The organism is Prosthecodimorpha staleyi, assembly GCF_018729455.1.
Taxonomy (GTDB): Bacteria; Pseudomonadota; Alphaproteobacteria; order Rhizobiales; family Ancalomicrobiaceae; genus Prosthecodimorpha; species Prosthecodimorpha staleyi.
Genome location: NZ_JAHHZF010000012.1, coordinates 1 through 20,044, shown reverse-complemented (window position 1 = coordinate 20,044; position 20,044 = coordinate 1). Strand labels below are relative to the sequence as shown.

Sequence of the window (20,044 nt, the reverse complement as noted above, 5' to 3'; positions counted from 1 at the left end):
GCTTCCGGGCGGGGATATTGCTTCGGCATCGGACTCGAGGCGGAACGGTCACGCGTCCGGGGCCGGTACTCTCCGCCACGCCGCCGTCAGTGCCGGCCGATCCGATAGAATCGGGCGGCCGTGCCGCCGAAAATCTCGGCCCGATCGCTCGCGCCGAGATCAGCCGTCAGCTTTTCTGCCGCAGAGACCCAGCCCGCATATTCGGTTCTCAGCCGGCAGACCGGCCAGTCCGAGCCGAACATCAGCCGCCGCGGACCGAAGGTCTCCAGGAGATGGTCGACATAGGGTCTCAGCGCCTCGACCGTCCAACCCGGCTCGGCTTCCGTAACCAGTCCGGACAGCTTGCAGAAGGCCGGCGTCTCGCGCGCGATCGCGGCGATGCCGGCCGACCAGGCCGAGAAGTCGTCGTCGACCGTGCCGCGATCGCGGATGCGCGGCTTCATGGCATGGTCGACGACCACGCGCAGGCCCGGATTGCGGCGGAAGACGGTCAGGAAGTTGCCGAGGTGACGGGAGAAGCCGAGGGCATCGAAGGTCAGGTCGAGTTCGCCTGCGGCGGCGAATGCCCATTGCACGTCGGCCCGCAGCATCCAGTCGACATCCGCGATATCCTGGATCATCGGGCGGATGCCGGCGAATTTCGGATGGGCGGCGAAGCGTTCCAGGCGGGCGCGCTGCTCCGGCCGTTCGAAGTCGATCCAGCCGACCACCTTGGCGACCGTCGGGCAGGCATCGGCGATGCCGAGCATGTATTCGGTCTCGTCGAGGCTCGGCGCCGCCTGGACCAGCACGGTCGCCTCGAAGCCGGCGGCGTCCAGGTCGGGCGCGAGGTCGGCAGGCCGGTAGGCGCGCGACAGCACCGGATCGTCGGCCGGCATCCAGCCGTAGTCGCCGCGGCGGGGGTCCCAGTAGTGCTGGTGGGCGTCGATGCGCCGCGTCACGATCGGGCCTCGCCGGGGACGGGTGCATGCGGCGCGAGCAGGCCTTCGCGCTTCAGGTCGGCCCAGAGCGCATCCGGAATGGCCGCGCCCAGGATGTCCAGATTGCCGCGGACCTCGGCGGCGCTCTGGCCGCCCGGGATCACCGAAACCACAGCCGGGTGGGCGAGGGGAAAGCGCAAGGCCGCCTCGATCAGGCGGACGCCGTGACGCTGGCAGACCGCCTGCAGCCGACCGGTCCGCTCCAGGATCTCGACCGGTGCCGGATTGTAGTTGTAGAAGGCGCCGGGGCGGGGGCCCGTGGCGAGAAGGCCGGAATTGTAGGGTCCGCCAAGCACGATTCCGATGCCGCGCGCCTCGCACAGCGGCAGAAAACTGTCGAGGGCCTGCTGTTCCAGGAGCGTGTAGCGACCGGCGAGCAGGAACAGGTCGAAATCGCCCCGCCGCGCCATGGTTTCGCAGGACTGCCACTCGTTCACGCCCGCGCCGAAGGCCTGGATGGCGCCCTGGTCGCGCAGCGAGAGCAGCGCGTAGTAGCCCGAGCGCATGAACGCCTCGAGCCGTTCGTCGAGGGCCGCCTGGCTGCCATGAGTGAAGACATCGAGATCGTGGGCGAACAGGATGTCGACCCGGTCGAGACCCAGCCGTTCCAGCGAGGCCTCGAACGAGCGCATCACGCCGTCGTAGCTGTAGTCGAACACCTCGCGGCGGCTCGGCGTGTCGAAGAACTTGCCCTGGCCGGAGCGTTCCGCCGGCGGGCAGGCCTTGAGCAGGCGGCCGACCTTGGTCGAGATGACATAGTCGTCGCGCTTCACGCCGCGCAGGAACCGGTTCAACCGGGTCTCGGACAGGCCGTAGCCATATTGCGGGGCGGTATCGATGTAGCGCACGCCGCTCGTCCAGGCCGCCTCCAGGACGGCATCGGCCTCCGGCTCCGTGATCGCCTTGTAGAGATTGCCGAACGGCGCCGTGCCGAGGCCGAGTTCGGTGAAGGTCAGACCGCCGTTGCCGATCCGATCGAATCGCCGCGTGCGCATTGCCGATTTCCTCCTGTCGGGCTGCGCCGCTCGCCCCGGCACCATGTCGCCGGGCGTCCGATCGCCATGGCGGGTGGGGGAATTGCCGGCGCGGCACCCATCCGCCCCTGTCAGCCGAGCGGTTCGGGCAGGAGACTAGCAAGGGGCATCTCGGCCGAATAGGCCCGGCGGCGCATTGCGGTCCCGGTCGCCGACGCTATCCTGCCGGCCCGAACAAATCCGGAGGACGCGCCGTGCTGAAGGGACTCGATCCGCGGCTCAATGCCGATCTGCTGCACGCGTTGATGGCCATGGGCCATGGCGACGATCTCGTCCTGGTCGATGCCAATTTCCCGGCCGACTCCGTCGCCCGCCAGACCCGTCTCGGCCGGCCGCTGAGCCTGGAGAATCTGACCCTTCCTCAGGCGCTGGCGGCGATCCTGACGCTCTATCCGCTCGACGATTTCGTGCCCGATGCCTTGGCCCGGATGGAGGTCGTCGGTGATGAAGAGGCCATCCCGGAGGTGCAGGCCGAGGCCCAGGCGGTTGTCGACGCGGCGGAAGGGCGCCATCGTCCGTTCGTCGGCCTCGAACGCCACGCCTTCTATGCCCGCGCTGCAACCGCCTATGCGATCGTGCGGACCGGCGAGCGACGCTTCTATGGCAATGTCGCCTTGCGCAAAGGCGTGATTGCACCCGAAACGGCAAGGCCCATCTAGTCTCGACGGCCGCCTCGGCATCTGCCGCCGGCGTTGAAAACATGCAAGAAAGAGGCATGCGGCCGAGCCGGTCCGACCCGTGCGCTCTGCCGTCGACGCAGGGGAGCGGCAAAGGGGCGGGTGGGCGAAGCCGCCAAATCCGTCCCGGCAGTCGAGGCCCCCGGCTGTCGCCGGGCGTTTCGGACATGCCCCGGCGGGAATGATCGGGCCGGCGGCCGGCGCCGTCCTGGGTCGAGGAGGAAGTCGAAATGGCAATAACCGATACCGAGGCGCCCGAGACCCTTCGGTCGCAGCCCTCGGATCTCGATATTCTCGAAGGCAAGGCCGATCAGGCGGCGCGCCTGCTGGCGGCGCTCGGACACACCAAGCGCCTGCTGGCGCTGTGCCGGCTGATGGAGGCCGAAATGTCGGTCGGTGCCTTGGCCGAAGCCGTCGGGCTCGGGCAGTCGGCGCTTTCGCAACATCTGGCGCGGCTGCGCGACCTCGGCATCGTCGCCACCCGACGCGAAAGCCAGACGATCTACTATCGCCTCGCCTCCGATGAGGTCCGCCGGTTGATCGCCGTTCTCTACGACATCTATTGCCGCTGATCGGGCGGCCTGTCGATCAGGATTCCGGCCGCGGCCGGAAGAGGGTCCGCCCATAGGCCCAGACGAAGGTGCCGAAGGCCGCCAGCCACGCAAAGGCCGCGAGGAGAAACGCCGTGCGGTTGCCGTCGAGGCAGGCCATTGCGACCCGACCAACCGTCGCCACTGCAATTCCGGCATAGAGGAACTGGGTCGCCGCGGAGGCGGCGAGAGGCCGCCCGGTATGGCCGAGCGTGGCGCGTGTCATGACGGCAAGCGTCATGGTGCCGATCGCGCCGACGCCGAGCGCATGGATCCCCGCCGCCTGCGGTAAGGCGGCCGGCGCCAGTCCGTGCAGCCCGGCCAGGAGGAGGCCTGCGGCAAGAAAGCCGTAGCCGACATGCAGCACCAGGACCAGCCGATCGGACAGGACGCGGTGTCCCTGCCAGCGGGCCAGCCGGACCATATGACCGATGCCGGCCCCCGTCATGGCGATGCCGGCGACCGGCCCATCGGGGCTGACCGTCCAGACGGAAAGCGCGATCACCGCCATCGCCATGACGGCCTTGTCGAAGCGGCCGAACGGTGCGGGACGGACGGCCATCCCCTGCCGGGTCAGCCAGTTGCCGGTAAAGCTCGGGATGATCCGGCCGCCGATCAGGGCGATCAGCAGGACGATCAGGGCAAGCCCGGCGCGTGCGGAGACGCTCGCCGATCCGGTCCTAGCCTCCAGGTGAAAGGCAAGGTTGGCACAGGCCATCAGGAGGACGATGCCGACGACGGGAAGATTGCGCCGGTTGTTGCCCTGCCAGACCTCCCGGAAGGCGACGCCGGCCAATGCAACCAGGAAGGCGACATCGACGGCGGCCGCCGCGGCCCAGCCGAGCCAGTCCGAGAAGAGAACCGCCAGCCGGCCGGCGGCCCAGACCGAGACCATCGCGCCGAGCGGCCAGCCGACCACCGGCAGCCGACCGGTCCAGTTCGGAATGGCGGTCAGAAGAAAGCCGGCCATGACGGCGGGCACGAAGCCGAACATCATTTCGTGGACATGCCAGTCGACGGCGGAGAAGACCGTCGGCAGGCTGATCCTGCCGTCGAACAGCGGCAGCCAGATCGCCATGGCCAGCACCGCCCAGAAGCCGGCGCTGACGAAGAAGGGACGGAAGCCCCAGCTCAATATGGCCGGACCGGCATAGGCCCGGGCACGGGCGGCGGTGGACACGGACGGATCCTCCTCGGTTCAAGGGTCCGCGCACCATGGCCCCCGGATGCCGCCGCGGCCTGAACATCGGTCAAGCGGCGACGGCGGCAGAGTGCTCAACCCGGTTCGGAGGGGACGTTCGGACCCCCGGGTATGTTCGGTCCGGCGCCGACATTCGAGCGCCCGCGCGGCAGACCGAGAGAATCCGAACCGGCTGCGCGCCGTCGAAAGGGAAGTGCCTGCCGATCGTCCTCGGTCGGGGCCGACTTCATGCCCTGCTGTAGGCCGCCTCCATGAAGGTCTTCCAGGATCCGTCGTCCGTCTCGATCAAGGAGGTCAGCCGGCGCGAGCCGTCCGGCATCAGTTCGATGATGTCCTGGAAGCGCTTCAGGCCGCCTGAACTGCTCATGTCGGGGCCGACGGTGTCGAGCACCAGACGATCGCCGTCGAGAACCCCTTCGTAGACCCAGAGATGGGTCATCATCGAACCGAGGAAGGTCCCGACGAACCGACCCCTGGCCGGATCGAAGCCGATCGTCATCACGGTGGTGTGCCGGCCGCAGCCGGCCATCTCGCCCTCTCCTTCGGCGATGATCCACAAGCCGCCGATCGAACGGATCGTCTCGACCCAACTGCCGCCGCCGTCATGGCCGGTCATCGTCCAGGTGCCGACGAAGCGCTCGAGCCATCGATGCTCGGCCGTCGGCTCCGGCATCGCAAATCCCGGCGCGCCGTCATTCTCCGCACTCGACATGTCCGCCTTGCTCCTCTGATGCGTCGCGCTCCCTCGGCGCGACTTCAGCACAGGACGCCGGACCTGTCATCTTGCCGACAGGTCCGGTGAAAATTCGCCAGCGGGTTGCAAGCATTGTCCAGGACCGCCGATCGACAAGCCGTCCGGCCGCCCTGCGACGGTGCCTGATTGCTGCAGCGGCGCCCGGCTGCCGGTTGGCGATCCCGGCCATGACGACGGTCCGCAGAAGGCCCCGGCGGTCGCCGCCATGGGTGAAGCGGTCGACGGCGCCGGGCCTCTCGGACGGTCATACGACGTTCAACGATCGCCCTTGACGGTCAGGCCGTCGGCACGGTCGCGGGCTGTCGCGGCGGACATGCGCTCACGCGGGTCCCCATAACCGCCGCCGCCGGGAGTCACCAGGGTCAGGATGCCGCCGGAGGCCAGTGTACCGCGACCGGCGACCAGCGGTGCAGCGCCGGCCCCGAGGTCCACTGCCGAACCGGCGCCCTTGCCGCCGCCGGCGATGCCCCATGGCGCCGACCGCAGGCGCGAGGTGTCGATCTCGATCCGGCAGTCGGTCTCGGCGCGATAGACGCGGCGCAGCCCCATCCCGCCGCGCTGCCGCCCCGGCCCGGCGGAGCCTTCCGCCAGTTCGTAGCGCAGTACCGTCAGCGGATACTCGATCTCCAGAGCCTCGACCGGCAGGTTGGAGGTATTGGTCATATGCACCTGGATGCCGTCGAGCCCGTCCTTGGCCGATCGCGCGCCGCCGCCGCCGCCGATCGTCTCCAGATAGATCCAGGTCTCGCCGGTCTGCGGATCGACGCCGTCGAAGCTCGCCACCATCACGGTGCCGCAGGCGGCGGCGGTGACCCGTTCCGGCACCACCTGGGCGAAGGCGCCGAAAACGAGATCGACCACCCGCTGGCACGGGCCGATGCGGTTGAAGACCGCCGCGGGCGCCCGGCAGTTGAGCACGCTGCCCGGAGGGGCGCTGACCGTGATCGGCCGGGCCAGGCCGGCATTGGGCAGGATGGACGGATCCACGACCGCCTTGACCGCGTAGTAGACGGTCGATAGCAGGGCCGTGAAGGTCATGTTGAAGCCGGCGCGCTGCTGCGGTGGGGCGTCGAAGGCGAGATGCACCGTCTCGCCGCGCTTGGTCAGCGTCAGCGAGAAGGCCAGTTCGCCGTCGATCTCGGGATTGTCGAAGACATCGGTGAAGGACCACGCACCGTCCGGGATGGCGGCGAGGCCGGCGCGCATCTTGCGCTCGGCATAGGCCATCAGCGCGGCGCCGGCTGCGAGCAGCCGGGCGGTGCCGTAGCGGACGGCGAGTTGCTGCAGGCGTGCGACCCCGAGCCGGTTCGCCGCCATCTGGGCGCGGAGGTCGGAAAGCCGCTCGCGCGGCACCTGGCAATTGAGCAGGATCAGCGCCTCGACATCGGCGACGATCTCGCCCGCCCGCTTCAGCCGGATCGGTGGGATGCGCAGGCCTTCCTGGAAGATATGGGCATGGCCGCGGTCGGCGAAGTCGGAATGGTGGGCGGTATTGACCGCCCAGGCGATGATCGCACCATCGACGAAGATCGGCTCGGCGAGCACGAAGTCGGGCAGATGGGTGCCGCCGCCCTCATAGGCGTCGTTGCCGATGAACACGTCGCCGGGGCGCATCGCGTCGAGCGGGTGGCGCGCCAGGATCGCCGGCACGATGCCGATGAACGAACCGAGATGCATCGGGATGTGCTCGGCCTGGCACAGCGTCTCGCCGTCGCGCGTGAAGAGCGCGGTCGAACAGTCACGCCGCTCCTTGATGTTGGTCGAATAGGACGACCGCACCAGCGTCTCGCCCATCTCCTCGACGATCGAGACGAGCGCAGATCCGATGACCTCGACGGTGATCGGATCGATCGCGGGAGCCGTGCCGGCGGAAGGGAACGCATCGCTCATCACCGGCCGTCCTCCAGGATCAGGGTCTCGTAGGCGTCGACACGGGCGGTCATGCCCGGCAGCACCACCGTGGTGGTGTCCATCTGCTCGATGATCGCCGGACCTTCGATGCGGTTGCCGGGCGCCAGCCGTTCGCGTGCATAGACCGGCGTGGCGACGAAACCGCCCGCCTCGGGCATCCAGACATCGCGCCGGCCGGTAAGGGCCGCCGAGGCATCCGGGCCGGCGTCGGACCGCGGCTCGAATCGCGCCTTGGGGACCAGTCCGGCCGCCTCGATCCGCGCGGTGACGATCTGGATCGTCTCGCCCTCGGCCAGGAAGCCGTAGCGCTCGCGATGCAGCGCCTCGAAGCCGCGCGCGAGCGCGTCGAGCGTTGCGGGGCCGAGCGGGCCGTCGGGCAGGGTCACCGGCAGTTCGTAGTTCTGCCCGCGATAGCGCATGTCGACGGTGCGGGTCAGGCGGCGCGCCGCGGCCGGCAGGCCCTCGGCGGCGAGCCAAGCGTCGGCGTCGCGGGCGAGGCCGGCGAAGAGCGCTTCGAGCGGGTCGAGCGAGGCCTCTTCCAGGGTGAGCAGGCGGGTCGCGGCGAAGTCGGCGCGCAGATCGGTCAGCAGCAGGCCCATGGCGCAAAGGATGCCGGGAAAGCGCGGCACGATCACTCGCGACATGCCGAGTTCGCGGGCGAGACGGGCGGCATGCAGCGGTCCGGCCCCGCCGAAGGCGGCGAGCGCGTAGTCGCGCGGGTCGTGGCCGCGCTGCACCGAGACCACCCGGATGGCGCGGGCCATGTTGGCGGTGACCACCGAGATGATCCCCTGCGCGGTCTCCATGGTGCCGAGCCCGAGGCGTTGCGCCAGCCTCTCGATCGCGGCGTGCGACAGGTCGCGGCGGATCGCCATCCGGCCGGCCAGGAGATGGGTCGGGTTCAGCGTCTGCAGCACCACATTGGCGTCGGTGACGGCCGGTTCGATACTGCCCTGGTCGTAGCAGACGGGGCCCGGGAAGGCGCCGCAACTCTGCGGCCCGACCTTCAGCAGGCCGCCCGAGTCGATATGGGCGATCGAGCCGCCGCCCGCGCCGACCGTATGGATGTCGAGCATCGGCGCCTTGATCGGATAGCCGTGGACGACGGCCTCGCTGGCAAGCTGGCAGCGCCCGTCGCGGAGCAGAGCCACGTCGCTCGACGTGCCGCCCATGTCGAAGGTGATGATCCGGTCGAAACCGGTCGTCGCGCCGATCGCCTGCATGGCGACGACGCCGGTCGACGGGCCGGACAGGACGGTCCGGACAGGCAGCCGGGCCGCCTGGTCGAAGCCGATGACGCCGCCGTTCGACTGGGTCAGGAGCGGGCGGATGGCAAGGCCGAGTTCGGCGAGCCGCGCGTCGAGGCGGCGGATATAGCCCTCCATCACCGGACCGAGATAGGCGTTGACCACCGTGGTCGACAGGCGTTCGTATTCGCGGAACTCCGGCGCCACCTCATGGCCGGCGGACACGAACACACCGGGACATTCCGCCTCGATGATCGCCTTGGCGCGGGCTTCGTGTTCGGGACGCACGAAGCCGTAGAGGAAGCTGACTGCGACCGCGGCGACGCCGGCCGCAGCGAAAGCCCGCGCAGCATCGCGCACCGCTGCCTCGTCGAGCGCCGTCTCGACCGCGCCGTCATGGCGGATGCGTTCGGGAACCTCCAGCCGCAAGGCGCGGCCGACCAGCACTTCAGGCTTGTCGGCCTGCAGATCGTAAAGATCGGGCCGCTTCTGCCGGCCGATTTCGAGCAGGTCGCGGAAGCCGTCATTGGTGACGAGACCCGTCTTCGCGCCACGCCGCTGGATCAGCGCATTGGTGCCGACCGTCGTGCCATGGCCGAGAAAGCCGAGCGCGGCGGCCGGAATGCCGAGCCGGGCGAGCCCGTCCTCGACGCCCTGGACGATGCCGCGCGAGGGATCGTCGGGGGTCGACGACACCTTCCACACCCGGATGTCGCCGGTTTCGTCGTCGAACATGCAGACATCGGTGAAAGTGCCACCGGAATCGATGCCCATGCGCCAGGTCATGCCGTGTCGCGTCCTCATGTTCGCGGTCCCGAGGGGGCCGATGCGGGGCGAGCCGCCTTCGGGTCGGGCACGCAAGTCCTCGTTCGCGGCGCGCGGTCTGTTGGCGCACGCCCCGTCGTCGATCGGTCTCGGATCCGAATTCCCGTGGGCGCCCGCCGGAACGGACGCCGGGTCGTCAGAAGAAATGCACCGGCTGCGGCCCCCGCCGCGGCTCCTTCGACGAGGCCGCTTCGAGATTGGCGAGCAAGATGCGGGTTCCGGCGTCGATCGCGCGCTCGATCGCGCCGCGCACCGCGGCGGCATCGCGCGCCGCGAGGGCGTCGAGCAGGTCGTCGTAATTGTGGCGGCCGAGATCGACCTCGTCGGGTCGCGGGTAGAGATGGTTGAGGCTCGGCCCGATGCGCAGCCAGAGGCGTTCGATGATGTCGATCAGGTTCGGCATGTCGGCCGCCTCGTAGAGCGTGAAGCGGAAGGCCTGGTTCAGGCGCAACGCCTCGCCCACGTCATGGGCGCGGCGGGCGGCGCGATGCGCCTCGTTGATCTCGCCCAGGCGGGCGAGGCGTGCCGGCGTCATCACGGCGGTGGCGCGCTCGGCGGCGAGACCTTCGACGGTGCGCCGGATGTCGGCCATCTCGGCATATTCGCGCGCCGTCAGCACCGGCACGGTGAAGGCCTGCGCCGGCGCCATCTCCAGCGCGCCGCCGGCGACGAGTTTCAGCAAGGCTTCGCGCACCGGCGTCGGGCTCGTGCCGAGCCGCGCCGCCAGATCGCGGGTGACGAGCCGTTCGCCCGGCATCAGGCGCCCTTCCATCAGGCGCTGCTTCAGCGTCGCCTCGACGAAGCCGCTCAATCCGCCTTTCGGCGCGGCCGGTAGATCCACGCGAACCTCCAGTGTCCGGGCGGGGGTCTCGAAGCCCGCGCCGGGACGAAAAATCATTCTGTCGCTGCCGAACATAAGGGCATGGCGCCCCATTGAGCAAGCCTGATACACGATATATCATGCAACGCAGTCAGCCGACGTCAGGGTCCACGGATCGGTCCGCGGGGCAGAGCGACGGTCGCGACGGAGGGCAAGATGATGCGTTTCTCCCGTAGTCTCCTGGCCGCCACGGCACTCGCCGCGGCCTTGGTGTCGATCGCGCCGGCAAGCGGTGCGGAACTCGTGATCGGGCGCCCGGCCTCGCCGGCGACCTTCGATCCGGGCTTCCTCAAGGAGGCTGCGACGCTGGTCGACAACGTCTTCGACACGCTCGTTCTGCGCGATGCCGACATGAAGCTGGTGCCCGGCCTTGCGCTCTCCTGGAAGGCGCTTGACGACGCGACCTGGGAGATCAAGCTCCGCCCCGGCATCAAGTTCCACAATGGCGAGGCTTTCGACGCCGAGGCGGTGAAATTCACCTTCGAGCGCGTCCTCGATCCGGCCGCCAAGTCGCCGACCATCTCCTATGTGCGCACCATCGCTGGCGTCGATGTCGTCGACCCGCTGACCGTGCGCATCCGCACCAACGGTCCCGATCCGCTGCTGCCGACCCGGCTCAGCCGCTATCCGGCCTATATCGTGCCGCCCGCCTATGTGAAGCAGGTCGGCGCCGCCGAATTCGCCCGCCGTCCGGTCGGGACCGGCCCCTACAAGGTGACCGAGTTCGTCCCCGACGACCATGTCACCATGGTCGCCAACGAGACCTATTGGCGCGGCAAGGCGGCCATCGACAAGGTCGTCTGGCGGCCGATCCCGGAGGCCACCGCCCGCATCGCGGCGCTGCTGTCCGGCGAGGTGCAGTTCATCGAAAGCGTGCCGGCCGAACTCGTCGACACCCTGAAGACCTCCGGCGCGGCCGACGTGGTCGACGTGAAGAATGGCGGGCTGACCATCTATCTGGGTCTCAAGTCGGCCGAAAAGCCGCTCGACGACGTCCGTGTCCGGCGCGCCCTGTCGCTCGCCATCGACCGCAAGGGTCTGACCGTCGACATCCTAAAGGGCAAGGCGACGCTGACCGGCACCCAGGTCAGCCCGTTCGACGCCGGCTACAAGGACATCCCGACGCCGGCCTACGATCCGGCCGCCGCCAAGAAGCTCCTCGCCGAGGCCGGCTATCCGAACGGCTTTACCATCCGCTTCCAGGCCCCGCGTCGTTACATCTCGTCGGCCGAGGTGGCGCAGGCGGTGGTCCAGCAATGGGCGGCGATCGGCGTCAAGGCGGAACTGGAAGTGCCGGAATGGTCGGTCTATGCCCAGCAGGTCCCCGCCGGCAAGCAGGCGCCGATCTACATGCTCGCCTGGGGCTCGACCCAGACGCTCGATGCCGACGCCGCGCTTTACGCCATCCTGAAATCGGGCGAGCCCTATTCGACCGTCGCCGACAAGGCGCTCGATGCGCTGCTCGACGAGAGCCGCAAGACCATCGCGACCGAAGCCCGGGCAGCCATCTTCGCCAAGATACAGGACCACGTCGCCGAGTCGGTGCCGCTGATCACGCTCTACCGGGAGGATTCGCTCTACGGCAAGGCGAAGTCGGTGACCTTCGGCGGTCGTCCGGATGCCCGCATCCCGGTCTATGACATCCGCGTGGTGAAATGAACCGCCTCGCGCTTCTGCGTGGCATGTCCGTCGACCTGTGGGTCGGCGGGGGACTGGTCGTCGCGGTGATCCTCGCCGCGGCGGTCGGCCCCTGGTTCTGGCCGGTCGATCCGCTGCGCGGCGCGCTGGCCGCCTCGATGAAGGCGCCCGGCACGGTGGTCGCCGGCCAATGGTATCCGCTCGGCACCGACCAACTCGGGCGCGACCTGCTCGCCCGGCTGCTGTCGGGCTTGCGCCTGTCGCTGGTCATCGTGCTGATCGCCGGCTTCGTCTCCGTGACGCTCGGCACGCTGCTCGGCCTGGTCGCCGGCTATTTCCGCGGCATCGTCGATACCGTGATCATGCGCGCGGTCGACATCCAGCTGTCGATCCCGTTCATCCTCCTGATCCTGCTGGTCGTCGCCGTGATCGGGCCGAGCGTCTTCAATCAGATCGCCGTGCTCGGCGTGACCGGCTGGGCGATCTTCGCCCGCGTCGCCCGGGCGCGCACGCTCGAAGTGCGCGAACTCGACTATGTCGCCGCCGCCCGCAGCCTCGGCCTGCCGACGCGCAGCATCCTGCTCCGCCACGTTCTCCCCAACATCCTGACGCCGCAGATCGTCCTGCTCACGCTCGACCTGCCGCGCCTGGTCGTGCTCGAAGCCTCGATCGGCTTCCTCGGCCTCGGCGTCCAGCCGCCGACCCCGAGCCTCGGCAACCTGATCGGCGAGGGGCGCTCGCTGATGCTGGTCGCCGACTGGCTCGTGCTGTGGCCCGGCGTCGCCATCGCGATCCTGGTGGTCGGCTTCAATTTCCTCGGCGACGGACTGATCCGGCGGACGGAGGCGCGCGTCGCATGAGATTGGCCGCGTTCCTCGCCCATCGTCTCGCGCTCGCCGCCGTTGTCCTCGTCGGCGTTTCGCTGGTGGTCTTTCTCTGTCTCTTCCTGACCGGAGATCCGGCCGCGCTGATGCTGCCGCCCGACGCGACCCGCGAGGAGATCGCCCGTTTCCGTCAGGCCATGGGCTTCGACGACCCCTGGGCGGTGCAATATCTGCGCTGGATCGGCCGGATCGTTCTCGACGGTGATTTCGGCACATCGCTGCGCTTCGGCCGGCCGGTCGGCGAACTGATCCGCGAACGCCTGCCGGCGACCGCGCTGCTCGCCGTGGTCGCGCTCGCCTGGAGCACCGCGGTCGGCTTCGTGCTCGGCACCACCGCGGCGGTCTGGCGCGGCGGCATCATCGACTTCCTGGTTCGGGCGATCGCCCTGTCGGGACAGGCCATCCCGGTCTTCTGGCTGGGCCTGCTGCTGATCCTGTTCGTGTCGCTCCGGCTGCGCTGGCTGCCGACCGGCGGCTATGGCGAGGCGCGGCATCTCGTGCTGCCGGCGATCGCACTCGGTGCCTATTACATGAGCGCCGTCACGCGTCTGGTCCGTGCCAGCCTGATCGAGGCGCTCGACCAGGACTATGTCCGCACCGCACGCGCCAAGGGGCTCTCCGAATGGCGGGTGGTGATACGCCATGCCCTGCGCAACGCGCTCATTCCCGTGGTCACCGTCCAGGCGATGTATTTCGCCTCCCTGCTTGGCGGCGCGCTGGTCACCGAGATCGTCTTCGCCTGGCCCGGCATCGGCCGGCTCGCCGTGCAGGCGATCCAGAACCGCGACTTCCCGCTCGCCCAGTCGATCGTGCTCTTGGCCGCGGCCGTCTTCGTGGTGACCAACCTCTTGGTCGACATTCTCTACGTGCTGCTCAATCCGAGGATCCGGCTGTGAGCGCATCGTTCGATCTGGCGCGCCTGCGCACGGAAACGCTCGATCTTCTCGCCGGCTGGACGGCGATCGAGAGCGTCGCCGGCCATCCGGCGGGCCTGAGACGGATGGCGAACCTGCTGGTCGCGCATCTGACGACCCGGCTCGGCGCCACGATCGTTGCCGAGGGGCTGGCCCTCGATCCGCCGGTCGTCCACGCCCGCATCGATCGCGGCACGGGCCGGCGCATCCTGCTCTACAACATGTATGACGTGATGCCGGCGCCGCCGGAGGGATGGTCGGTCGCGCCCTTCGCGGGCGGCATCGTCGATCGGCCGGGGCTGGGGCCCTGCTTCGTCGGGCGCGGCGCGGAGAACAACAAGGGACCGCTGGCCGGCATGCTGGTGGCGCTGGAAGCCCTGATCGCCGCCGATGCGCTCGATGCCGATATCGAGATCCTGATCGAGGGCGAGGAGGAAAGCGGCAGCCGCGCCCTCCGGCACTATCTTGATCGACCCGATACCCCCGTCCGGCCGGCTCTGGCCGCGCTGTTCCCGTCCTTCTGCGAATATGGCGGCGGCCGGCCGCGCGTCTATTGCGGCTTCAAGGGGATCGTCCACGGCATGTTGCGATCGTCCGGCGGCGCCTGGGGCGGACCGTCGGCGGCGATCCACGGCTCCAACGCGCCCTGGATCGCCAATCCGGCGTGGCGCCTCGTCGAGGCGCTGGCAACGCTGGCCGAACCGCCGACCGGATTCCTGTTCCGGACGCCCCTGGCGCCGGCCTGGCGGCCGATGCTCGACGCGCTCGCCGCCACCTTCGATCCCGATGCCGAACTGGCCTTTCGCAAGACCGAGCGCTTCGCCATTCCGGGCAGCCCGGCCGAACGGCTTGAACATGTGTTGACGAGCGCCGTCCTGAGCCTGTCCCGGCTGGCAACCGATCCGTTCGATGCGCGTGGCGTGATCCCCTGTGCCGCAGAAGCCCGCTTCGAACTCCGCTTGCCGCCGGGTGCCGCACCGGAGACGGTTCTGTCCGAACTCCGGGCTCGACTCGCAGACGCGGGCCGCGCCGACGTCGAAATGCGCGAGGACGATGGCTTTCCGGGCATCGCCTTCGCGCCCGACGCGCCCGGCGTGGCGGCGCTCGTCTCCACCTATCGCGCCCATGGCGCCGATCCGCAGGTCTGGCCCTGGGCAATCGGCGCAGCGCCCGCCTATGCGTTTGCAGCCGTCGCCCCCGCCTTCCTGATCGGCGGCCTCGGCCATGGCGGCAACGCCCACGGCATCGATGAATTCGTCACCCTCGAAGGCATCGACCGCTTCCTCTCCTCCCTGCTCACATGGCTCCCGGCCATCGCCGATGAGAGCCGCACCCGCGCCGACGAAAGGTCCGCCCCATGAAAACCCCGGCCGATTTTCCGCGCCTCGCGCTCGGCTTCATGCCGACCCCGATCGAGCCCCTGAAGCGCCTGTCCGCCGAACTCGGCATCGATCTGGCCCTCAAGCGCGACGACTTCACCGGCTTCGGCGGCGGCGGCAACAAGGTCCGCAAGCTGGAATTCCTGATGGCCGAGGCGGTCGCTGCCGGGGCCAATGTCCTGATCACCACCGGCGGCCACCAGTCGAACCACGCCCGCATGGTGGCGGCGGCCGCGCGCCGCTTCGGCATGGAGGCCGTGCTGGTGCTGCGCGGCAATCCGCCGACCGCCTATCAGGGCAACCTGCTGCTCGACCGCCTGTTCGGCGCCACGCTCGAATTTCTGGAGCCGACCGAATATTTCACCCTGGTCGAGCCGCGCATGGCCGCCCATGCCGAAGCCGCCCGCGCGGCCGGCAAGGTGCCCTTCATCATCCCGCTCGGCGGGGCCACCCCGACCGGGGCGCTCGGCTATGTGCGTGCGGTGGAAGAGATGGACGCGCAGTTGAAGGCCGAGAGCCTGCCGCCGCCGGATGCCATCGTGGCGCCGGCCGGTTCCGGCGGGACGCTCGCCGGCTTGGCGCTTGGCGCCGCGCGCCATTGGCCGCAGACCCGCATCATCGGCATCAGCGTCAGCCGCGATCGTGCCTGGTTCCAGGCGCGCATCGCCGCGATGGCCAACGACACCGCGGCCCTCCTGGAATGGCCGGAGCGGATCGAGCCGGCGGCGCTCGAGATCGAGGACGGCTACGTCGGTTCCGCCTATGGCGTGCCGAGCCCCGGCGGCAACGCGGCGGTCGCCCGGCTGGCGGGAACCGAGGGCGTGCTGCTCGATCCGGTCTATACCGGCAAGGCGATGGACGGCCTGTTCGGCCTCGTCGCCTCCGGCGCGCTGCCGCCCGGCGCGCGGGTGATCTTCGTCCATTGCGGCGGCAGCCCGGCGCTCTATCCCTTCGCCGACAGCCTGCTGGCCTCGTGAGGCCCGCCATGGAGCCCGTGACGATCCGCTGGCTCGGACGCGCCGACGTGCTGGCGGCGGGCGGCGGCGACTTCGCCGCCGCGCTCGACGATGTCCGCGCCGGCTTCGCCCAGATCGCCGCCGGTCGCGCCACCATGCCGGCTGAAATCAGCGTCGGACTCGGGCCCCTGGAGCCGCCGATGCAGGGCGCGCGCGCCTATGCGCTGCCGGCCCGCCTTGACGGCGCGCGGCCGGTCGCCGGCCTGAAATGGACCGCCCACCGCCCGCCGCTCGACGACGGCGCGCCGACGATCCTGTCGACCACGACGGTCAACGACGCGCTGACCGGCCGGCCGATCGGCATCGTCGAAAGCGCCGGCCTGACCGTGATGCGTACCGCCGCCGTCACGGCCCTGGCGCTGGAGACCGTCGCGCCGCGGCCGCTGCGCCGCATCGCCGTGCTCGGCGCCGGCCAGCAGGCCGCCGGCCACCTCGCCATGCTGGCGGCGCTCGGGCCGCGCCTCGCCCCCGATCTCGCCGAACTGCGGCTCTGGAACCGGACGCCGGCGCGCGGCGAGGCCCTCGCCGAGCGTTTCGCCGCCCGGCTCCCGGTCCGCATCGCCGCCGACATCGATCAGGCGCTCGACGGCGCCGACGCGGTACTCGCCTGTACGGCGGCTCTGGAGCCGGTGCTGCCGGTCGAGGCGGTCCGCCCCGGTCGTCTCGTCGCCCAGATCGGCCATCACGAGGCGCCCTTCGCGGCGATCGATCGGGCCACGCAGGTCTTCGTCGATCTCTGGGGACCCTTCGCCGAGGCGAGCGGCAAGAGCCTGTTCCGGATGTACCGGGTCGGCCGCTTTTCGCCCGAACGGGTGACCGCCGATCTCGCCACCATGCTCGCCGGCGCGCCACGCCCCGGGCCGGATGCGGCGGTCTACGTCTCGTCCTTCGGCCTCAACGTCTTCGACGTGGCCCTTGCCGCCCGCGTCCTCGCCCGTGCCGAAGCGCTCGGCCTCGGCACGCCGCTGACGCTCCTCGATCGCCCCTGGGAGGCCCCATGACCGGATCGATCACCATCTCCGCCGCGGATCTACTGGCCCGATTGGGCGAACCGGGCCTCATCCTGGTCGATACCCGCGATGCCGCCGACTGGCAGGCGGCCACCATCCCCGGGGCCGTGCGGCTCGACGTCTACGGCTATTTCGTGCCGGCGAGCGATGCGGCCGGCCATGCCGATCTCGAACGGGCGACCTGGGCCGGACTGTCGGCGATCGGCGCGACCGAGGCCAGGACCGTCGTCTTCTTCGAGGCGAAGACCGGCATGGTCTCGCCGCGCGGCCTGTGGTTCCACCGCTTTGCCGGGCTCGACGGCGGCCTGATCCTGGACGGCGGCTTCGACGCCTGGGTGGCGGCCGGCGGACCGGTGGCGCCGGGCATCGGCGCGGAGGGTGCGATCGCGCGCGGCACGGGCGAAACGCCTCCGCCGGCGCCGCGCCGCGACCTGCTCGCCGGCATCGACGAGGTCGTGAACCTGCCGCCGGGCGCCGTCGTTCTCGACGTGCGCCGGCCGACCGAGCATGCCGGCAGCTTCGTGCATCCCTGCTGCGCGCGCGCCGGCCGCATCCCCGGCTCGGTGCTGCTCTTCTACGAAGACCTCCTGGTCGACGGGCACTACCGCCCGACCGAGGAGATCGCGGCGCGCGCCCGCGCGGTCGGCCTCACGCCCGAAACCCCGGTCGTCGTCTATTGCCATCGCGGCGCCCGCGCGGCGACCGCCCTGTTCGGACTGCGCCTCGCCGGCTTCGCCGAGGCGGGCCGCGTCTTCGTCGGCTCCTGGCACGAATGGGCCGAGCGCTGCGATCTGCCGGCCGATCTCGGCCCCGACCTGGGAACCGCCGGATGAACGACGCGGAGCCTCTCCTCTCCGTCCGCAATCTCACGATCGGCTTTCCGGGCCGGCCGGAGCCGACCGTCGCCGACATCGCATTCGACGTCGCGGCCGGCCGGGTCACGGCGCTGGTCGGCGAAAGCGGCTCCGGCAAGTCGCTGACCGCTGCGGCCCTGCTCGGCCTCCTGCCGGGCGGCGCGCGCTGCCGGTCCGGGCAGATGCGGTTCGACGGCCGCGACTGCGATCTGGCCGATCCGCGGGCGGTGGCCGCGCTGCGGGGCGGGGAGATCGGCATGATCTTCCAGGAGCCGATGACGGCGCTGAACCCGGTCCTGACCGTCGGCGAGCAGATTGCCGAGGGGATCGTGCGCCATCGCGGCCTTGGCTGGCGGGCGGCGGGAGAGGAGGCGATCGGCCTGCTCGACCGGGTCGGCATCCCCGAGCCGCGGCGCCGGGCGCGCCAGTATCTGCACCAGCTCTCCGGCGGCATGCGCCAGCGCGTGATGATCGCCTCGGCCCTTGCCTGCCGGCCGAAGCTGATCGTCGCCGACGAGGCGACCACGGCGCTCGATGTCACCATCCAGGCCCAGATCCTCGATCTCCTCGCCGATCTCCAGGCGAAGGAGGGGCTCGGCGTCCTGTTCATCACCCACGATCTCGGCATCGTCGCCGAGATCGCCGACCATGTCGCGGTGATGCGCGCCGGCCGCATCGTCGAGACCGGCGCCACCGCCACGGTGATCGGCCGGCCGCAGAGCCCCTATACGCGCGCCCTGATCGACGCGCTGCCGGGCGGTGCCGGCTTCGGCGCGGTGCGCGGCGGCGATGCCGGCACGTCGGCCCCGCTGCTCGAGGTGCGCGGCCTCGTCAAGACCTTCCCGGTCGGCGGAACCTTCCTGGGTGGCCGGCGCACCGTGACGGCCGTCGCCGGCGTCGACATCGAGGTCCGGCGCGGCGAGGTGATGGCGCTGGTCGGCGAGAGCGGTTCGGGCAAGACCACCATCGGCCGCTGCATCGTCGGCCTGGAGACGCCGAGCGCCGGCACGATCCAGTTCGCCGGCGGCGGCGGGCTCGCCCCCTCCGCGGCGCGCCGCCGCATCCAGATCGTCTTCCAGGATCCCTATTCCAGTCTCAACCCGAAGCTGGACGTGGCCGTGCTGGTCGGCGAGGCGATCGCCCATCATGGTCTCGCCCACGGCGCCGACGTCCGCCGCCGGGTCGGCGACCTCCTCGACCTGGTCGGTCTCGACCGGTCGATGATCGACCGCCGCCCCGCGGCCTTTTCGGGCGGGCAGCGCCAGCGCATCGCCATCGCCCGCGCCCTGGCGGTGGAGCCGGACCTGCTCGTCGCCGACGAGGCCGTCTCCGCCCTCGACGTCTCGGTCCGCGCGCAGATCGTCCGGCTGCTCGCCGATCTGCGCGACCGGCTCGGCCTCGCCATCCTGTTCATCACCCACGATCTCGCCCTGGTGCGCCACTTCGCCGATCGCGTCGCGGTACTCTATCTCGGCGAGGTGATGGAGGAGGGGCCGGTGGAAGCGGTCTTCGCCGCGCCACGCCATCCCTATACCCGCGCCCTGCTCGACGCCGAACCCGACATCGCCCACGCCGCCGAGACCGCCCGCGGCCGCCGCTCCTCGCCGCTGTCGGGCGACCTGCCGAGCCCGATCGACCGCCCGCGCGGCTGCCCCTTCTCGACCCGCTGCCCGTCCGCCTCGGCCCTCTGCAAAACCACCCCGCCGCCGATGACCGCCGCCGCGGCGGGCCACCGCTACGCCTGCCATCACCCGCTGGCGTAACGGGAGCGAGCGATCGCCGCGGCCGCCCGCATCGATGTCGGCGGCGGGTTCAACAAGTGGCAGGGGGCGGCCGCCGGCCATGTGCGGTGCCACCCGGTCGACGAGGGACAGGTCGACTCACTCCCAACGATTTCGCGCCGGCATCCCGAGCCGACCGGCACGGGATTGAAGTCTGGATCGGGAGGGGGGGAGCGAATGGGGTGGCGGGCCGAAGCCGACGAAACGGAGAACTACACCTACGCTATAGCCCTCTAAATTGAGGCACGCGCGAATGGCTCCGATGGGGTGGGAAGCTGTCGCGCAGGCTTCGGGCTGCTGCATCGGGAAAGCAGCCCGTCATCCGGTTTACCGGCTTCGTCGGCAACACAAATATACGTGCGGTAGCGAGGCGAGCTGCTCAGCAGCCAAAACTAGGCCCTGTTGACAAATGCCCGTATCCAGAGGCGGATGGCTGCGATCTGGACGAAGCCGAGGTAGCTGGCCGCGG

At 70.2% G+C, this 20,044-nt stretch carries 17 protein-coding genes; 10 read left to right on the top strand and 7 right to left on the bottom strand.

Translation table 11 applies throughout. The annotated features are described in order from the left end of the window. Positions 1-86: 86 nt before the first annotated feature. Positions 87-941 carry an amidohydrolase family protein gene (locus tag KL771_RS21910; protein ID WP_261970645.1) on the bottom strand — a complete coding sequence of 285 codons (855 nt, stop codon included), beginning with the start codon at positions 939-941 and terminating at the stop codon, positions 87-89. Continuing rightward, positions 938-1,975, bottom strand: coding sequence for an aldo/keto reductase (locus KL771_RS21905; protein ID WP_261970644.1), 1,038 nt, complete (start codon positions 1,973-1,975; stop codon positions 938-940). Before KL771_RS21905 ends, KL771_RS21910 begins: the two co-directional genes overlap by 4 nt. Before the next feature lie 233 nt (positions 1,976-2,208). Between KL771_RS21905 and KL771_RS21900 the strand changes: the two genes are divergently transcribed. After that, positions 2,209-2,673, top strand: coding sequence for an RbsD/FucU family protein (locus KL771_RS21900; RefSeq protein ID WP_261970643.1), 465 nt, complete (start codon positions 2,209-2,211; stop codon positions 2,671-2,673). Between the two features lie 248 nt (positions 2,674-2,921). Beyond that, positions 2,922-3,263, top strand: a complete 342-nt coding sequence (locus KL771_RS21895) for an ArsR/SmtB family transcription factor (protein WP_261970642.1) — start codon at positions 2,922-2,924, stop codon at positions 3,261-3,263. 16 nt (positions 3,264-3,279) lie between these two features. Here KL771_RS21895 and KL771_RS21890 read toward each other — a convergent pair whose 3' ends face one another. The 5 genes from KL771_RS21890 to KL771_RS21870 form a co-directional block, all read right to left on the bottom strand. After that, positions 3,280-4,461 (bottom strand): NnrS family protein, encoded by a 1,182-nt coding sequence (locus KL771_RS21890; protein WP_261970641.1) that lies wholly within the window; start codon positions 4,459-4,461, stop codon positions 3,280-3,282. A gap of 247 nt (positions 4,462-4,708) precedes the next feature. Continuing rightward, complete coding sequence (locus tag KL771_RS21885) at positions 4,709-5,194, bottom strand: DUF1579 domain-containing protein (protein ID WP_261970640.1); 486 nt, start codon at positions 5,192-5,194, stop codon at positions 4,709-4,711. A 297-nt stretch (positions 5,195-5,491) separates the two neighbouring features. Beyond that, positions 5,492-7,126, bottom strand: a complete 1,635-nt coding sequence (locus tag KL771_RS21880; protein ID WP_261970639.1) for a hydantoinase B/oxoprolinase family protein — start codon at positions 7,124-7,126, stop codon at positions 5,492-5,494. Further along, positions 7,126-9,198 (bottom strand): hydantoinase/oxoprolinase family protein, encoded by a 2,073-nt coding sequence (locus KL771_RS21875; RefSeq protein ID WP_261970638.1) that lies wholly within the window; start codon positions 9,196-9,198, stop codon positions 7,126-7,128. Before KL771_RS21875 ends, KL771_RS21880 begins: the two co-directional genes overlap by 1 nt. Positions 9,199-9,355: 157 nt before the next feature. Continuing rightward, positions 9,356-10,060, bottom strand: coding sequence for an FCD domain-containing protein (locus KL771_RS21870; RefSeq protein ID WP_261970637.1), 705 nt, complete (start codon positions 10,058-10,060; stop codon positions 9,356-9,358). A 195-nt stretch (positions 10,061-10,255) separates the two neighbouring features. Here KL771_RS21870 and KL771_RS21865 point away from each other — a divergent pair, with 195 nt between their 5' ends. Genes KL771_RS21865 through KL771_RS21830 form a run of 8 tightly spaced genes read left to right on the top strand, consistent with a single transcriptional unit; the run spans position 10,256 to position 19,557 of the window. Continuing rightward, entirely contained in the window at positions 10,256-11,758 is a 1,503-nt protein-coding gene (locus KL771_RS21865) for an ABC transporter substrate-binding protein (protein WP_261970636.1), read from the top strand. Continuing rightward, positions 11,755-12,597, top strand: a complete 843-nt coding sequence (locus KL771_RS21860) for an ABC transporter permease (RefSeq protein WP_261970635.1) — start codon at positions 11,755-11,757, stop codon at positions 12,595-12,597. The genes KL771_RS21865 and KL771_RS21860 overlap by 4 nt, the downstream gene beginning before the upstream one ends. Continuing rightward, a complete protein-coding gene (locus KL771_RS21855; RefSeq protein WP_261970634.1) occupies positions 12,594-13,517 on the top strand; it encodes an ABC transporter permease in 924 nt (307 codons plus the stop codon). The genes KL771_RS21860 and KL771_RS21855 overlap by 4 nt, the downstream gene beginning before the upstream one ends. Next, positions 13,514-14,896: a M20/M25/M40 family metallo-hydrolase gene (locus tag KL771_RS21850; protein ID WP_261970633.1), complete on the top strand. Its 1,383-nt coding sequence runs from the start codon at positions 13,514-13,516 to the stop codon at positions 14,894-14,896. The genes KL771_RS21855 and KL771_RS21850 overlap by 4 nt, the downstream gene beginning before the upstream one ends. Then, positions 14,893-15,891, top strand: coding sequence for a 1-aminocyclopropane-1-carboxylate deaminase/D-cysteine desulfhydrase (locus KL771_RS21845; protein WP_261970632.1), 999 nt, complete (start codon positions 14,893-14,895; stop codon positions 15,889-15,891). Before KL771_RS21850 ends, KL771_RS21845 begins: the two co-directional genes overlap by 4 nt. An 8-nt stretch (positions 15,892-15,899) precedes the next feature. Further along, positions 15,900-16,931: a hypothetical protein gene (locus tag KL771_RS21840; protein ID WP_261970631.1), complete on the top strand. Its 1,032-nt coding sequence runs from the start codon at positions 15,900-15,902 to the stop codon at positions 16,929-16,931. Next, positions 16,928-17,773, top strand: a complete 846-nt coding sequence (locus KL771_RS21835; RefSeq protein WP_261970630.1) for a sulfurtransferase — start codon at positions 16,928-16,930, stop codon at positions 17,771-17,773. The genes KL771_RS21840 and KL771_RS21835 overlap by 4 nt, the downstream gene beginning before the upstream one ends. Further along, positions 17,770-19,557, top strand: a complete 1,788-nt coding sequence (locus KL771_RS21830) for a dipeptide ABC transporter ATP-binding protein (RefSeq protein ID WP_261970629.1) — start codon at positions 17,770-17,772, stop codon at positions 19,555-19,557. Before KL771_RS21835 ends, KL771_RS21830 begins: the two co-directional genes overlap by 4 nt. Positions 19,558-20,044: the final 487 nt, after the last annotated feature.

Coding starts and splice junctions, on each gene's coding strand:
- KL771_RS21905 (WP_261970644.1), bottom strand. CDS start 1,975: ATGCGCACGCGGCGATTCGATCGGATCGGCAACGGCGGTCTGACCTTC.
- KL771_RS21895 (WP_261970642.1), top strand. CDS start 2,922: ATGGCAATAACCGATACCGAGGCGCCCGAGACCCTTCGGTCGCAGCCC.
- KL771_RS21885 (WP_261970640.1), bottom strand. CDS start 5,194: ATGTCGAGTGCGGAGAATGACGGCGCGCCGGGATTTGCGATGCCGGAG.
- KL771_RS21880 (WP_261970639.1), bottom strand. CDS start 7,126: ATGAGCGATGCGTTCCCTTCCGCCGGCACGGCTCCCGCGATCGATCCG.
- KL771_RS21875 (WP_261970638.1), bottom strand. CDS start 9,198: ATGAGGACGCGACACGGCATGACCTGGCGCATGGGCATCGATTCCGGT.
- KL771_RS21865 (WP_261970636.1), top strand. CDS start 10,256: ATGATGCGTTTCTCCCGTAGTCTCCTGGCCGCCACGGCACTCGCCGCG.
- KL771_RS21860 (WP_261970635.1), top strand. CDS start 11,755: ATGAACCGCCTCGCGCTTCTGCGTGGCATGTCCGTCGACCTGTGGGTC.
- KL771_RS21855 (WP_261970634.1), top strand. CDS start 12,594: ATGAGATTGGCCGCGTTCCTCGCCCATCGTCTCGCGCTCGCCGCCGTT.
- KL771_RS21845 (WP_261970632.1), top strand. CDS start 14,893: ATGAAAACCCCGGCCGATTTTCCGCGCCTCGCGCTCGGCTTCATGCCG.
- KL771_RS21840 (WP_261970631.1), top strand. CDS start 15,900: ATGGAGCCCGTGACGATCCGCTGGCTCGGACGCGCCGACGTGCTGGCG.
- KL771_RS21835 (WP_261970630.1), top strand. CDS start 16,928: ATGACCGGATCGATCACCATCTCCGCCGCGGATCTACTGGCCCGATTG.
- KL771_RS21830 (WP_261970629.1), top strand. CDS start 17,770: ATGAACGACGCGGAGCCTCTCCTCTCCGTCCGCAATCTCACGATCGGC.